We start from the raw sequence: 13,198 nt of genomic DNA, 5'->3' as shown, positions 1-13,198 counted from the left end.
GGGTCCCGTTGCGCGACGCGCGGCCGCAATCAGTTGCGGGACGGAAAAATACCCTGCAGCGCCACGCAGTAGCGCAGCACAAGTGTCGGCTGCATGTTGTTCACGGCTGTCCCGCTGCCCACGGTGGTCTCGGTCACACTCGCCATGTCACTGTTCATCAGCGTGTTCGGCGCCGTGCTATAGATGGGGGCGTTCGTGGACAGGGCCGGCACCCCGCCCGCAGGAGACGGCGACGAGCCCGGAGCCGCGTTGCCTTGAATGGCGACGGCGACCCCATGGTTGTGAGCCGGCATATTGTCTGTGGTCAAGGTGTTGGTTTCGATTCCGATTTTCTGACCCAGGGCACGGTAGCTCAGGCCAGGGCTTTGGCCAAGGGACACCGGCACGCGGCCCCGCAGATCCGGCAGTCCAAAGGTGGTGCGGCCATCGCCGCCATAGATCGTGCCATAGAGCGCGAACAGCGCGGAGAATCGCGAGACCTCGAGCAACTTTCCGTCGGCTTCGGTCCATCCACGGGGGCAGAAGTTGTAACCCACGAGCATGATCTCTCCGATGAACGGTTCCGCGCCGGCATTGGCCTTGCTCGCGGGCATGGGGCCGATCAGGGCTGCGGTGAGTACTGCAAGCAGCGAGGCTTTGAGTGATTTAGAAGTGGACATGGTTTCTCCCGAACAGGTTTTGAAATGCCTGTCGCGCTGTGCGACAGGCGGGTTGGTAATGGGGCGAGTTAGGGTTTCGGCGGGGCCGGATCAGGTCTTTCTGTGCCTGGCATACCCAAGCAGTCCGAGCGCGCCCAGCAAGAGCGGCAGTCCGGCCGGCAGGGGAACCGGCGGCGGGGGCGGAGCTGTTGCTTCGGTCTCGAATGTCAGGCTCACGAAGTCGATGGCGTAAGCATCTTGTCCAGAGAATCCCGGCGCGGCGAACTGAAGAAAATCCTGTTCCGGTATAATGGTCAGGGTGTTCGTTCCGTCCAGAATCAGGTCGGTGGCCACGTCGAACATCACCGTCTCGATCCGGTTCGGCCCGTTCCCATCCGGGGTAGCTGCAGAGAAATACGTGCCGACATCCGTACCATTGACCTGGAACCGGGCCCCTTCGAACGCATCGCCGAACAGGCCGCCATTTGCCGGGCTGTCTGCCTTCAGATCGAGCCCCCAGACCTTTGCAGTGAATGTCGCACTGGTGACCGTGGTTCCGGTTAGATCGATGACCGCCGAGAACGAAGCTGTCCCGATTTCGCCAAAAACATCCGTATTCAGCGGATCCAAGGCGGTGCTGTTGTCCTGCGGCAGCACTGTCGGGGCGGTCTGTACGCCTGGGCAGGCGCCGCCGAGCCCGAAGCAGTCGTCATCTCCGAATTGTATCGATGTGGTCGCGGCCAGCGCCGGGCTGGTGGTCACAGCGAGCGCCGTGACCAATCGTAAAATGAATCTGCGTCGCATTGAGAGCGCTCCCAAACTGGATAAGTTGAAAAAACAACGAGGAAAAATCCGTTAGGGGGTCATTGTTGACGATTTTGAATTATTTGGGAACGAAAATCTGCTGGCGCGTGCGTCACGCCTCGGACGGATTTGCGGATCAACGCAGTCCGGATATTGGTTCCGCACGCAACTGAGGACCCTGAGCGGGGGGCTCGTTTGGGCCGAAAAGACTGCTATGATTTGTGGGTGAAATGCAGGCTTCTGTTGCCAGGTGCCTGCGAACCCCGCCTTACGCGGCTAGGCGCAAGGGCTTAAGTTTCGGTGTCGTTACTGCTTACGCAGCAACGGCCACCGGAGCACGGTTGTCGTTTGCAACTGTACAATTTAGGCCGATAACGGTGGCACCCAGCCGAGACAAAGCTAACCCCTTTAGACGTTCGTCGATCCTGTTTCGGCCCCATCTGCCCGCAAACGACGGGGATGTTGGTGGAGCCGCCGGGTACCGCCCCCGGGTCCGATCCGCTTATTACGAGCGCGTTTATGTCCATAGTCCCGAAGGACAGATCTCAACATAAGCACAGCGGCGGGAAGTTGAAAGAGGGATCAGAGGTTGATCGCAAGGGCGAGGACCGCCACGACCGCCTCGGTCGCGAAAAAGCCCCAGGTCCGGCGCGTCGGGGCCTCGTCCCGCAAGAGCGATGTGAGGCGCCCGATGGCGGCCCCGCCCCAGGCAAAGCCCACCATGGCATAGGCGGTGGGGCTGCCAAGGATCAGCGCGCCGACCCCCAGACCGACGAAGAGTGCGCCTGCCGAGGCGCGGATCTCGGAGACACCCATGGTGGTCTCGCCGCGCTGCAGGTCGAGTGTCTCCATAGTGAATTTCGGGGCGAGCCAGCCGAAGCAGCCAAGGCCGATGCTCACGAGGGCGATGAGGATGTTGAGAATGTCGATCATTGGGCTCGGGTCTCTCTGATGTCTCTGGGGCAGCTAGGGCGCACTGAAACGAAAACACCGCGCCGAGGCGCGGTGTTCCCGAAAAATCTCGTGAGCGCCCGGATCAGAACCCGGCCTTGATCCGCTCGAAGGTTTCGGATTGCTTTTGGCGCAGCTCCATATCCATGGGCAGTTGGGCCAGCACCGGGGCATTCACCACGCCCAGACCCACCTCGGCCAGCGCATCCGCCCCGACCTCGGTCATGGCAGCGGCGTTGGAATGCCCATAGCCCGCCTCGAGCAGGGGTTGGGTCGAACTGGGGTCGAGCACCGCGTTGAGGAAATCATAGGCCTTGTCCTCGGACCCCTGACCCTCGGCCAGGTTCACATAGCCACAGAGCCACAGGGACGAGCCCTCGGTCGCCTCCTGCTGATAGCCGATGGGGAAGCCCTCTTCGGCCATGGTGGGCAGGGTCTCGTTCCACGCCCAGGCCGCCACGACCTCGCCCGTGGCCAGAAGCTGCGCCAGCTCACCGGGATCGGTCCAGTAGGTGCGCAGGTTCGGATGCACCTCGCGCAGCCAGGCAGAGGCGGCGTCGAACTCCGCGTCGGTGGCGGTGGTCCAGTTCGTGGTGCCCGTGGCCAGATAGGCCAACGCGTAGGCGTCATCCACATTGTCCGGTAGGGTCAGCATCTGGCTATAGGCCGGATTGCGAAAGATCTCGAGCGTGGCGACATCTTCGGCGGGCACCTTTTCGGTGTTATAGGCGATGGCCGTGGAGCCGAAATCGACCGGGATGAAATAGACATCGCTGATGCCCTCGGTCACGTCCTGTCCGGTGAGGTTCGCGTTCAGATCGCCGTAAGCGGGGATGCGCGAGATGTCCCAGGGCTCCAGAATGCCGCTCTCGACCCATTTGGTCACCGAGCCGGCGCAGACATGGCTGACATCGGGTTTGAAGCCCGAGACGATCTTCTGGAATGCTTCTTCCTCGTCGCCGAAGAAGGTGAATTCCGGGCTCGCCCCATGGGCAGCTGTATAGCTCGTGTGAAAGGCGGGGTCTTCGAACCCGGCATAGTCAAAGACGATCAGATCACCATCGGCGGCCCCGACCGGGGCAGCGAGCGCAACAAGCGCGGTGGTGGCGGTCAGGCGAAAGGCTGCGGTCATCAGGGTCCCAAGCTCCAAGGTCAACACTACGGGCGCGACGTTAGAAAGAACCCCGCGCAGGTGCAATACGCCGCGTTCCGGACGCGGCGGGGTGGTCAGCGCGCCGCCCGTTTCGCGCGCATCTGGCTGCCGAGATCGGCGGTATAGTCGGCAAGATCCGACAAGGCCGCTGTGACGCCCGCGCCATCGCGCGCCGCCATGGCGTCATGGATCCGCTGGTGCAGCGTGGCGATCCGTGCGCGCGAGCGTTCGGTATAGGTGATCATGTTCATCAGGGGCTGCATGCCTTCGACCGCGCCCGCCAGTTGGTAACTCAGCACCGGATTGCCCGCCGCCTCCACCAGCACCCGGTGAAAGGCCACATCGGAGGCGCAGAAATCCGTGTCGCTCAATCCCGGGTCCGCCTGTCGCGTGACCTCGGCGCTCATGGCCGCGAGATGCGCGTCTTCGCGCCGGGCCGCGGCCAGGGGGGCCACGGCCCGTTCAAGGGCAAAGCGTGCCTCGCAGGCGGTCTCGAAATCCACGGCGTTCATGCTCAGCACAAGCGTGGCGGTCGTTTCCTGCTGCGCGGCAGCCTCGGCAAAGCTCAGCCGGTTCACAAAGGCCCCGCCCGTCGCCCCGCGCTGGGTCCGGATCAGGTTCTGGGCGGCCAGCCGTTTCAGCGCCTCGCGCACCGTGGGACGCGAGACCTCGAACCGCTCGGCCAGCTCTGCCTCCGAGGGCAGGCGATCATCCACAAGAAGGTCCTCGCGCAAGATCGCATCCTTGATCGCGTCGGCGATCTGAACGGCGAGATCCCGCCCCGGGTCGAGTTGATAGTCCATGCCCGCTCCATATGTCAGACATTAATTGTTTGACATTTAGTCTGCGCCGATAAATCCTTCGCTGCAAGAGGGAGGATTCATGACATATCTGCGCGCATCCATGCGGAGCCTGTCCTGGCTCACGGTGTTCGTCATCATCCTTCTGGCGTGGTGGGTCATGTTCGACATGGCCCGGATGAGCGGCGTCGATGTCTGGGGCCGCCCGGTGGGCATGAACATGATGCCTATGGAAAGCTTCGGCACGCTCTTTGCCATGTGGGCGATCATGATGGCGGCGATGATGCTGCCCACCATGGTGCCGACCATGGGCACCTATGACGCGCTGATCAAATCCGCCGATGGCACGCGGCTCGGCTGGGTCGGGGTGCTGCTTGGGTATTTCGCGGTCTGGATCGGGATGGCCGCCGCGCTGGCGGGGCTGCAACTGGTGGCGCTGCGGGTCGGGCTTGTGGACGGGCTCGGCGCGTTCCACTCGCTCTGGGCCGCGGGCGCGCTTCTGCTGGTTGTCGGTGCCTTTCAGTTCAGCCGCCTCAAGGCGACCTGCCACGGGGTCTGTCATGCGCCGATGCAGTATTTCCTCGGCCATTGGCGCACGGGTTTTGTCGGCGGGCTGCGCATGGGGGCGGGACTGGGCGTCTTCTGTGCCGTCTGCTGCTGGGGCCTGATGGCGCTGGGCTTTGTCGGGGGCACCATGAGCCTCGTGTGGATGGGCCTCGCGACCCTGTTCATGGTGCTCGAGAAACTGCCCCAGATCGGGGATTACGTGATCCGCCCCATGGGTGCGGCACTCATCGTGGCCGGGCTGGCCGTCATCGGCCTCGCGGCTGTCGGATAAACGTCGGGTCTGAGACCCGGCAACAGGGAGGGAGAGGCATGGCAGTGAAGAAAGCGCGCAAGAGCGACCGGCTGCAGGTGATGGAGCGGATCGACGCCCGCATGAACCCGCGACGGCGCAGGATGGAGCCAACGAACTGGGCGCTCAAGGGGGAGCTGTTCATGAACTGCTCCTGTACGGTCTTCTGCCCTTGTGTTGTGAGCTTGGGCAAGCACCCGCCGACCAATGGCTATTGTCAAACCTGGTTCGGTGTTTCCATCGATAGCGGACATTTCGAAGGTGAACCTCTGGACGGCATAAACGCGGCCCTTCTCGTGGATATCCCAGGCAAAATGGCCGAGGGCGGTTGGAAGGTGGCGGTCTATATCGATGAGAGCGCGACCCAAAAAGCGTATAACGGTTTGCTGAAGATCTTCTCGGGCGCTGCGGGTGGGACCACGGGGGTCTTTCACTTCCTCGTCTCCGAGATCCTCGGCGCCGAGCGCGAGCGCGTGATTATCGAGAAGGATGGCGGGCGTCGGAAAATCACCGTTGGGCGCAAGATCCAGGGCGAGATCGAGTTGATCGGGGGCAAGGATACGAACCATCCGGTGATGGTCTCGAACTCAAAATACTGGATGGGTCCGGACGTTCTGGTGGCCCAAGGGCTGCGTTCGAAGGTTCGCGATTACGGTCGGGTTTGGGATTTTGACGGGAAATCGGCGGATATCACCCCGATCGACTGGAAAGGACCCAAGCCGTGATCACCCCTGAGTTCTGCCGCACCATGGCGCGTTACAACGCCTGGCAGAACGGCGCGCTGATCGCGGCGGCCGATGGTCTGAGCGAGGCGGAGCTGGTCAAGTATCGCGGCAGTTTCTTCGGCTCGATCCTGCAGACGTTTTCCCACCTGCTCTGGGGGGATACGCTCTGGATGAGCCGGTTCGACGGGTGGGACACGCCCAAGGGCGGGATCACCGAGAGTGTCCGTTTCGTCGAGGACTGGGGCAGGCTGGCCGATCTGCGCGCGGATGCGGATGCGATGATCCGCGACTGGGCGGACGGGCTGGACGAGGCCGCGCTGGGCGGCAGCCTGAGCTGGTATTCCGGCGCGCTGAAGGCGGATGTGACACGTCCGCTCGCGCTCTGTGTGGCTCATTTCTTCAACCATCAGACTCACCACCGGGGTCAAATCCACGCCATGCTGACAGCAGCCGGCGCGCGCCCCGGGGACACGGATCTCTTTGTCATGCCGGAGGGGATATGACGCATCTTCTTTCGCCGTCACGCCGGTTGCGGCGCACGCCGTTTTCCGACGGGGTCGAGGCCGCCGGGGTGCGGGCCTATACGATCTACAATCACATGCTGCTGCCCACGGTGTTCGAGAGCGTCGAGGCGGATTACCACCACCTGAAATCCAAGGTGCAGCTCTGGGATGTGTCCTGCGAGCGTCAGGTGGAGCTGCGCGGCCCGGATGCGGGCAAGCTGATGCAGCTGCTCACGCCGCGCGACCTGCGGGGCATGTTGCCGGGGCAATGCCTCTATGTGCCGATGGTCGACGAGACCGGCGGGATGCTCAACGACCCGGTGGCGCTGAAGCTGGCCGAGGACCGGTTCTGGATCTCGATTGCCGACAGCGATCTGCTGCTCTGGGTCAAGGCGCTGGCCAATGCGCGTCAGCTCGAAGTGCTGGTCGAAGAGCCCGATGTCTCGCCCCTGGCCTTACAGGGACCGCTGGCCGATACGCTGATCTCGCGGGTCTTTGGCCCCGATGCCGTGGCGCTGCGCTTCTTCCGCTTCGGATTTTTCCAGTTCGAGGGGCGCGATCTCGTGGTCGCGCGTTCGGGCTATTCCCGTCAGGGCGGGTTCGAGATCTACGTCGAAGGCAGCGATCTGGGCATGCCCCTTTGGCAGGCCTTCATGGAGGCGGGCGAGGATCTGGGCGTGCGCGCGGGCTGTCCCAACGGGATCGAGCGGATCGAGGGCGGGTTGCTGAGCTATGGCAATGACATGACCCGCGCCAACACCCCCTATGAATGCGGGCTGGAGCGGTTCTGCAACGTGCAGACGGCCATTGGCTGCCTCGGGCGTGATGCGCTCCTGCGGGTGGCCATGGATGGCCCCAACCGCCAGATCCGTCCGATCGAGATCCGCGGCGAGGCAGTGCCGCTCTGCGACCGGGCCTGGCCGATCCTCGCGCAGGGGCGGCCCGTGGGGCAGGTGACCTCGGCGGCCTGGTCCCCGGATTTCTCGACCAACGTGGCGATTGGCATGGTGCGGATGACCCATTGGGATCCGGGCACCGAGTTGATCGTTGAAACCCAGGACGGGGCCCGCGAGGCCATCGTCCATGACACATTCTGGCACTAGGCGACGCCCGCTCGGGACGCGTCGCGGAACGACTCAAGGAGAGTTCAGATGAAAGCATTGGTGGTCCGCAAGGAGGGCGACGAGAAACCCGTCGCCGCCGTCGAGGAGATCGGGATCGACGATCTGCCCGCGGGCGAGGTGACGGTGGATGTCGAGTATTCCACGGTGAACTACAAGGACGGGCTCTGCATCGGGCCGGGCGGCGGGCTGGTGCGCAAGTACCCCCATGTGCCGGGGATCGACTTTGCCGGGACCGTCTCGGCCTCTGATGATGACCGCTACAAGCCGGGCGACAAGGTCGTGCTGACAGGCTGGCGCGTGGGCGAGGCCTATTGGGGCGGCTATGCGGAAAAGGCGCGGGTCAAGGCCGATTGGCTGGTGCCGCTGCCTGAGGGGCTGAGCACCAAGCAGGCCATGGCCGTTGGCACGGCGGGCTTCACCTCGATGCTGGCGGTCATGGCGCTGGAGGATCACGGGCTCGTCCCCGGGCAGGGGCCGGTGCTGGTCACGGGCGCTGCGGGCGGTGTGGGCTCGGTCGCCACGGCGATCCTTGCAGCCAAGGGCTATGAGGTGGCGGGTGTCACGGGCCGTCCCGAGACCGCCGATTACCTCAAGAGCCTCGGCGCGACCCAGATCGTCGCCCGCGAGGATGTCGCCGAAACGGTCAATCGTCCGCTGGAATCCGAAACCTGGTCGGGCTGCGTCGATGCCGTGGGCGGGGCCATGCTTGCGCGGGTGCTCGGCCAGATGAATTACGGGGCCTCTGTGGCCGCTGTGGGTCTCGCCGGGGGCGCGGGCCTGCCGGCGACGGTCATTCCCTTCCTTCTGCGCGGGGTGAACCTGCTGGGGATCGACAGCGTCATGCAGCCCTATGACAACCGCGTCCGCGCCTGGGGCGAGATCGCGGCACATCTGCCCATGGACAAGCTCGAAGCGATGGTCAATCCGGCGACCCTGTCGGATCTGCCGCAGCTTGGGCGCGATATCCTCAAGGGGCAGGTCAAGGGTCGTGTGGTCGTGGATGTGCGTGCCTGATCCACGCGCATCAGCGTGATTTAATCCTTGCAAGCCCGGGCCTTGAGGTCCGGGCTTCATCTTTTACGCGAGCGTTGGTCTGCGCCACCGGCCCCTGGTGCGACGGCTCAGCCCCCTTCGCGCGCGGCAATGCTTGACCTCCGTTCGCGCCGCGCCATGTCACGCTCAGGGCGGATGGCGCGTGAGGGGCGATATGAGCGATACGGACAAGACGGCACCGGTTCTGTGGTGGGTGCGGCGGGATCTGCGCCTGTCGGACAATGCCGCGTTGCTGGCGGCCTGTGCCACGGGCGCGTCGGTGATCCCCGTCTTCCTCTGCGATGACCTGATCGACGGCCTGGGGGCCGCGCCGAAATGGCGGTTCGGGCTCGGCATCGCGGCCTTGCAGACGCGGCTGCGCGCGCTGGGATCGGAGCTGATCCTGCGCCGGGGTCCCGCGCTGGAGGGGCTGCGCGCGCTCTGCGCCGAGACAGGCGCGCAGGCCGTCCATTGGAGCCGCGCCTATGACCCCGCCCAGGTCGCCCGCGATACCGAGGTGAAGGCCGGTCTGAAATCCGACGGGATCGATGGTCAGAGCCATGGAGGCCACCTGTTGATCGAGCCCTGGACAGTCGAGACCGGGACGGGCGGGTTCTACAAGGTCTACACGCCCTTCTGGAAATCCGTGCGGACCCGCGAGATGCATGTGCCGCGCCCGCAGCCCAAGGCGATCCCGGCCCCGGACCAGTGGCCCGAGAGCGACAGCCTTGCGACGTGGGATCTGGGTGCCGCCATGAACCGCGGTGCCGAGGTCGTCGCGCCGCATCTGGCGGTGGGCGAAGAGGGCGCGCGCGACCGTCTGGACCGCTTCATCGAGGATCGCGTTGCCGCGTATGGCACGGCCCGGGACATTCCCGGGATCGAGGGCACCTCGCGCCTGTCCGAGAACCTGACCTATGGCGAGATCAGCCCCGCCACCTGCTGGCAGGCCGGGCAGCGCGCGCTCCATGACGGCAAGCCGGGGGCTGAGATCTTCCTCAAGGAGCTGGTCTGGCGCGAGTTCGCCTATCACCTTGTCTGGCACACGCCGCGCCTTTTGGATCGCAACTGGCGCGAGGACTGGGATGGCTTCCCCTGGCGGGACGACAACCCGGAGGCCGAGGCCTGGCGGCAGGGTCGTACGGGCATCCGCTTTGTCGATGCGGCCATGCGCGAGATGTATGTGACCGGGACCATGCACAATCGCGGACGGATGATCGTGGCTTCGTACCTGACCAAGCACCTGATGACCCATTGGCGGGTCGGGCAGCTTTGGTTCGAAGACTGTCTGGTGGACTGGGACCCGGCGTCGAACGCCATGGGCTGGCAATGGGCGGCGGGCTCGGGCCCCGATGCCGCGCCCTATTTCCGCGTCTTCAATCCCGACACGCAGCTCGACAAGTTCGACCGGGACCAGAGCTATCAGCGTCGCTTCATCGCCGAGGGGCAGGGCTCGCCGGAGCCCGATGCGCTGTCCTTCTTTGCGGCGGTGCCGCGCAGCTGGGGCCTGTCGCCCAATCACCCCTATCCCGACCCCATTGTCGCCCTGGACGCAGGGCGCAAACGCGCCCTCGATGCGTATCAGGCGCGCAAGGACGCCGCATAATTGACACCGTTGGTGTAAACCCCCTACGACAAGGGAACACGTCCTTGAATCAGGGGCGTTTTTGACTGCCCCGCTCGGGCCATAGCCGAGGACACGAATGACACTGCTTGCCGGAACCAAAGGCGCTGCCGACACGATCCTGACCAGCCCCAAGGGGCAAACCAATCTGCCGCGCTATTTCCAGGCGGCCTTCGACACGGCGTCGAAAATCGAGCATGGCAGGCTGGATTTCATCCTGTCCGACGGCCGGCGGTTTCGGGTCGAGGGGCCCCATCCCGGCCCTGTGGGCGAACTGGTGATCCATAATGACGATGTCTTCGGACGTCTGATCCGCGAGGGCGAGCTGGGCTTTTGCGACGCCTATCTCGATGGCTGGTGGAGCACGCCGGACCTGCAGGCGTTCATGGACCTGATCAGCGCCGATAATGAGGCGCTGTTTGACGGCTATACCGGCTTTGCCGTGGTGCGCGCGGTGGAAAAGCTGCGCTTCTGGCTGCAATCGAACAGCAAGAAACAGGCCAAGAAGAACATCTCGGCCCATTACGATCTGGGCAACGAGTTCTACGGGCTCTGGCTCGACGACACGATGACCTATTCCTCGGCTATGTTCGAAACCGGACAGGAAAGCACCGAGGCCGCTCAGCAGCGCAAATACGCCTCCATGGTGGATGAGATGGGCGCCCAGCCCGGCGATCATGTGCTCGAGATCGGCTGCGGCTGGGGCGGGTTCGCGGAATATGCCGCCAAGGAGCGGGGGCTCAAGGTCACGGGTCTGACCATCAGTCAGGCGCAATATGACTACGCGGTCGCCCGGATCGCCAAGGCGGGCCTGTCCGATCAGGTCGAGATCAAGCTGCAGGATTACCGCGACGAGCGCGGGCTCTATGATGGCATCGCCTCGATCGAGATGTTCGAGGCCGTGGGCGAGAAGTATTGGCCGGTCTATTTCGACACCCTGCGGGACCGTCTGCGCCCTGGCCGTCACGCGACGCTTCAGATCATCACCGTCAAGGACGCGAAGTTCGAAACCTATCGCAAGGGCGTGGATTTCATCCAGAAATACATCTTCCCTGGCGGGATGCTGCCGGGGCCGACCGTCCTGCGCGAGCAGATCCGTCGCGCGGGGCTCGAGGTCAAGCGGTCCATCGAGTTCGGCGAAAGCTACAGCCAGACCCTGCGCCGCTGGCACGAAACCTTCAACGAACGTTGGGACGATGTCGCGTCCCTGGGCTTCGATGACAGATTTCGCCGCATGTGGAACTTTTATCTGACATCTTGTGCTGCCACCTTCCATTACGGGAACTGCGATGTGACGCAGATTACCGTGACCAAACCGGGGTAAGGGCAGACAAGAGGGCGTCATGCCGACAGGCGCAAAACTGATCGGGGCAATCATTTTCGGACTGACCGGCGCGCTGGCCGCGTGGATCGGCATCCCGGGCCTGCCTGACGGACGGCAAGCCGGGGCGCTGATGCCGCTCGCGACCCTGTCGGGGATCTGGTTCGGCTGGCGATTGGCGGGCACCCATGTGGGATCGACCCTGCGGCAGGCCTTCGTGCTGTCGGTGCGGACAGTGGCGATGATGCTGGTGGCGACGCTCTTTCTGATCGCCGGCGAAGAGGCCTATCAACGCTCCATCAAGCTGCGCTATGACGGGCCCATCGAGGCGGTGACGGATGTGGCGAACCTGATGCTTTATTTCGGTCAGATGGCCATTCAGGGGCCCGTGCTGACGGTGCTGGCCCTGGGCATCGTCACCGGCGCGGTCTTTGTCCGCTGGGCGGGATACGCGTTTGAATGAGGCGTCCTTCTGAATGACCCGACTGTTCGTGTTCGGCACCCTGCGCGATCCGGCGCTGCTTGCGCTGGTTCTGGGGCGGCACCCCGTGACCCGGCCCGCCTTTCTGCCCGGCGCGGCGGTGTGGCAGGCCGCGGGACATGACTTCCCGATCTGCCTGCCTGCCGATCCCGAGGCGCGGGCCGAGGGTCTGGTGATCGAGGGGCTTTCCGAAGCGGATCTGTCGCGTCTGGATTTCTATGAACTGGGGTTCGGCTATGCCCGCGAGACCGCCGAGCTGCATCTGGCGGACGGGGGCAGGGTGGCGGCCGCGCTCTACCGTCCGAGCGGGCCAGCCCTTGCCCCGGGCGGGGCCTGGGATCTGGCGGCGTGGCAGCATGCCTATGGTGCGATCACCCGCGAGACCGCCATCGAGGCCATGAGCTATCACGGCAGCCTGTCACCGGACGAGATGGCGGCGCTCTGGCCGGTGATGGAGGCGCGCGCGCAATCCCGCATCGCCGCCCGGGACCGCCCTGCGCCTGTGCGCGGCGGCCTGCCGGACCGGGCCGGGATCCGGACCGAGCGGGTCGAGATTGGCTATAACGGCTTTTTCCGCCTCGAAGAGCATCACCTGAGCTATCCCAGCTTCAAGGGTGGGCAGAGCCCGGTGGTCAGCCGCGTGGCCTTCGTGTCGGTCGATGCGGTCACGCTGTTGCCCTATGACCCGGTGCGCGACCGCGTGTTGCTGGTCGATCAGTTCCGGGTCGGGCCTTTTGTCCGGGGCGATGCGCAGCCCTGGACGCTGGAGGCCGTGGCGGGCCGGGTCGACGGCAATGAGACCTGGGAAGAGGCCGTCCATCGCGAGGCGCGGGAGGAGGCGGGGCTGACCCTCTGGCATCTGGCTCATATCGGCTCCTACTACCCGTCGCCCGGTGCGGTGACCGAATACCTGGCCTCCTATATTGGCCTGACGGATCTGCCGGACAGTGCGGCGGGTCTCTTCGGTATGGCCGAAGAGGCCGAAGATATCCGCGCGATCCTGGTCGAATTCGAGGATCTGATGGCGATGACCCGGGATGGCCGGATCCAGAATGGCCCGCTGATGATCTCGGCGCTGCGGCTCGCGGCGGATCGCGAGGTCCTGCGCGCCATTCCGCGCCCCTGAGGGCCTTCCGAAACGGACCCGCACGGGCGCTCGGGATGCGTCCGACCGGGGGCGGTCGCC

At 64.7% G+C, this 13,198-nt stretch carries 14 protein-coding genes and 1 other RNA gene; 9 read left to right on the top strand and 6 right to left on the bottom strand.

The window, feature by feature from the left end; genetic code table 11:
• Window positions 1-29 precede the first annotated feature (29 nt).
• From ACP150_RS11765 to ACP150_RS11740, 6 genes are all read right to left on the bottom strand, one after another.
• Window positions 30-659, bottom strand: coding sequence for a phage tail protein (locus tag ACP150_RS11765; RefSeq protein WP_424966825.1), 630 nt, complete (start codon window positions 657-659; stop codon window positions 30-32).
• A 90-nt stretch (window positions 660-749) separates the two neighbouring features.
• Window positions 750-1,442 carry a VPLPA-CTERM sorting domain-containing protein gene (locus ACP150_RS11760; protein WP_424966824.1) on the bottom strand — a complete coding sequence of 231 codons (693 nt, stop codon included), beginning with the start codon at window positions 1,440-1,442 and terminating at the stop codon, window positions 750-752.
• 229 nt (window positions 1,443-1,671) lie between these two features.
• Window positions 1,672-2,022: a transfer-messenger RNA gene (gene ssrA, locus ACP150_RS11755) on the bottom strand.
• Between the two features lie 2 nt (window positions 2,023-2,024).
• Window positions 2,025-2,375, bottom strand: a complete 351-nt coding sequence (locus ACP150_RS11750) for a DUF4345 family protein (RefSeq protein ID WP_424966823.1) — start codon at window positions 2,373-2,375, stop codon at window positions 2,025-2,027.
• 103 nt (window positions 2,376-2,478) lie between these two features.
• A complete protein-coding gene (locus ACP150_RS11745) occupies window positions 2,479-3,525 on the bottom strand; it encodes an extracellular solute-binding protein (protein WP_424966822.1) in 1,047 nt (348 codons plus the stop codon).
• Window positions 3,526-3,620: 95 nt separating this feature from the next.
• On the bottom strand, window positions 3,621-4,349 hold the full coding sequence (locus ACP150_RS11740) for a FadR/GntR family transcriptional regulator (RefSeq protein WP_424966821.1): 729 nt from the start codon (window positions 4,347-4,349) through the stop codon (window positions 3,621-3,623).
• Between the two features lie 79 nt (window positions 4,350-4,428).
• On the opposite strand from ACP150_RS11740, the gene ACP150_RS11735 reads away from it, so the two are divergent.
• From ACP150_RS11735 to ACP150_RS11695, 9 genes are all read left to right on the top strand, one after another.
• A complete protein-coding gene (locus ACP150_RS11735) occupies window positions 4,429-5,184 on the top strand; it encodes a DUF2182 domain-containing protein (RefSeq protein ID WP_424966820.1) in 756 nt (251 codons plus the stop codon).
• 38 nt (window positions 5,185-5,222) lie between these two features.
• Window positions 5,223-5,927 carry a DUF1326 domain-containing protein gene (locus tag ACP150_RS11730; RefSeq protein WP_424966819.1) on the top strand — a complete coding sequence of 235 codons (705 nt, stop codon included), beginning with the start codon at window positions 5,223-5,225 and terminating at the stop codon, window positions 5,925-5,927.
• Window positions 5,924-6,430 (top strand): DinB family protein, encoded by a 507-nt coding sequence (locus ACP150_RS11725; RefSeq protein WP_424966818.1) that lies wholly within the window; start codon window positions 5,924-5,926, stop codon window positions 6,428-6,430. Before ACP150_RS11730 ends, ACP150_RS11725 begins: the two co-directional genes overlap by 4 nt.
• Window positions 6,427-7,533, top strand: coding sequence for a dimethylsulfoniopropionate demethylase (locus tag ACP150_RS11720; protein ID WP_424966817.1), 1,107 nt, complete (start codon window positions 6,427-6,429; stop codon window positions 7,531-7,533). Before ACP150_RS11725 ends, ACP150_RS11720 begins: the two co-directional genes overlap by 4 nt.
• 48 nt (window positions 7,534-7,581) lie before the next feature.
• Window positions 7,582-8,568: an acryloyl-CoA reductase gene (acuI, locus tag ACP150_RS11715; RefSeq protein ID WP_424966816.1), complete on the top strand. Its 987-nt coding sequence runs from the start codon at window positions 7,582-7,584 to the stop codon at window positions 8,566-8,568.
• 193 nt (window positions 8,569-8,761) lie between these two features.
• Window positions 8,762-10,192 (top strand): cryptochrome/photolyase family protein, encoded by a 1,431-nt coding sequence (locus tag ACP150_RS11710; protein ID WP_424966815.1) that lies wholly within the window; start codon window positions 8,762-8,764, stop codon window positions 10,190-10,192.
• A 97-nt stretch (window positions 10,193-10,289) separates the two neighbouring features.
• The gene (locus tag ACP150_RS11705; protein WP_424966814.1) at window positions 10,290-11,534 is read left to right on the top strand and encodes a class I SAM-dependent methyltransferase; all 1,245 of its coding nucleotides are present in this window, start codon (window positions 10,290-10,292) and stop codon (window positions 11,532-11,534) included.
• Window positions 11,535-11,553: 19 nt separating this feature from the next.
• Entirely contained in the window at window positions 11,554-11,994 is a 441-nt protein-coding gene (locus ACP150_RS11700; RefSeq protein WP_424966813.1) for a TrgA family protein, read from the top strand.
• A 13-nt stretch (window positions 11,995-12,007) separates the two neighbouring features.
• The gene (locus ACP150_RS11695; RefSeq protein WP_424966812.1) at window positions 12,008-13,138 is read left to right on the top strand and encodes a gamma-glutamylcyclotransferase; all 1,131 of its coding nucleotides are present in this window, start codon (window positions 12,008-12,010) and stop codon (window positions 13,136-13,138) included.
• Window positions 13,139-13,198 lie beyond the last annotated feature (60 nt).

Source organism: Dinoroseobacter sp. S375 (assembly GCF_049800775.1).
Lineage (GTDB): Bacteria > Pseudomonadota > Alphaproteobacteria > Rhodobacterales > Rhodobacteraceae > Dinoroseobacter.
This window is presented reverse-complemented; position numbering and strand designations above follow the sequence as displayed.

Coding starts and splice junctions, on each gene's coding strand:
- ACP150_RS11700 (WP_424966813.1), top strand. CDS start 11,554: ATGCCGACAGGCGCAAAACTGATCGGGGCAATCATTTTCGGACTGACC.
- ACP150_RS11760 (WP_424966824.1), bottom strand. CDS start 1,442: ATGCGACGCAGATTCATTTTACGATTGGTCACGGCGCTCGCTGTGACC.
- ACP150_RS11745 (WP_424966822.1), bottom strand. CDS start 3,525: ATGACCGCAGCCTTTCGCCTGACCGCCACCACCGCGCTTGTTGCGCTC.
- ACP150_RS11750 (WP_424966823.1), bottom strand. CDS start 2,375: ATGATCGACATTCTCAACATCCTCATCGCCCTCGTGAGCATCGGCCTT.
- ACP150_RS11730 (WP_424966819.1), top strand. CDS start 5,223: ATGGCAGTGAAGAAAGCGCGCAAGAGCGACCGGCTGCAGGTGATGGAG.
- ACP150_RS11720 (WP_424966817.1), top strand. CDS start 6,427: ATGACGCATCTTCTTTCGCCGTCACGCCGGTTGCGGCGCACGCCGTTT.
- ACP150_RS11765 (WP_424966825.1), bottom strand. CDS start 659: ATGTCCACTTCTAAATCACTCAAAGCCTCGCTGCTTGCAGTACTCACC.
- acuI (WP_424966816.1), top strand. CDS start 7,582: ATGAAAGCATTGGTGGTCCGCAAGGAGGGCGACGAGAAACCCGTCGCC.
- ACP150_RS11740 (WP_424966821.1), bottom strand. CDS start 4,349: ATGGACTATCAACTCGACCCGGGGCGGGATCTCGCCGTTCAGATCGCC.
- ACP150_RS11710 (WP_424966815.1), top strand. CDS start 8,762: ATGAGCGATACGGACAAGACGGCACCGGTTCTGTGGTGGGTGCGGCGG.
- ACP150_RS11735 (WP_424966820.1), top strand. CDS start 4,429: ATGACATATCTGCGCGCATCCATGCGGAGCCTGTCCTGGCTCACGGTG.
- ACP150_RS11695 (WP_424966812.1), top strand. CDS start 12,008: ATGACCCGACTGTTCGTGTTCGGCACCCTGCGCGATCCGGCGCTGCTT.
- ACP150_RS11705 (WP_424966814.1), top strand. CDS start 10,290: ATGACACTGCTTGCCGGAACCAAAGGCGCTGCCGACACGATCCTGACC.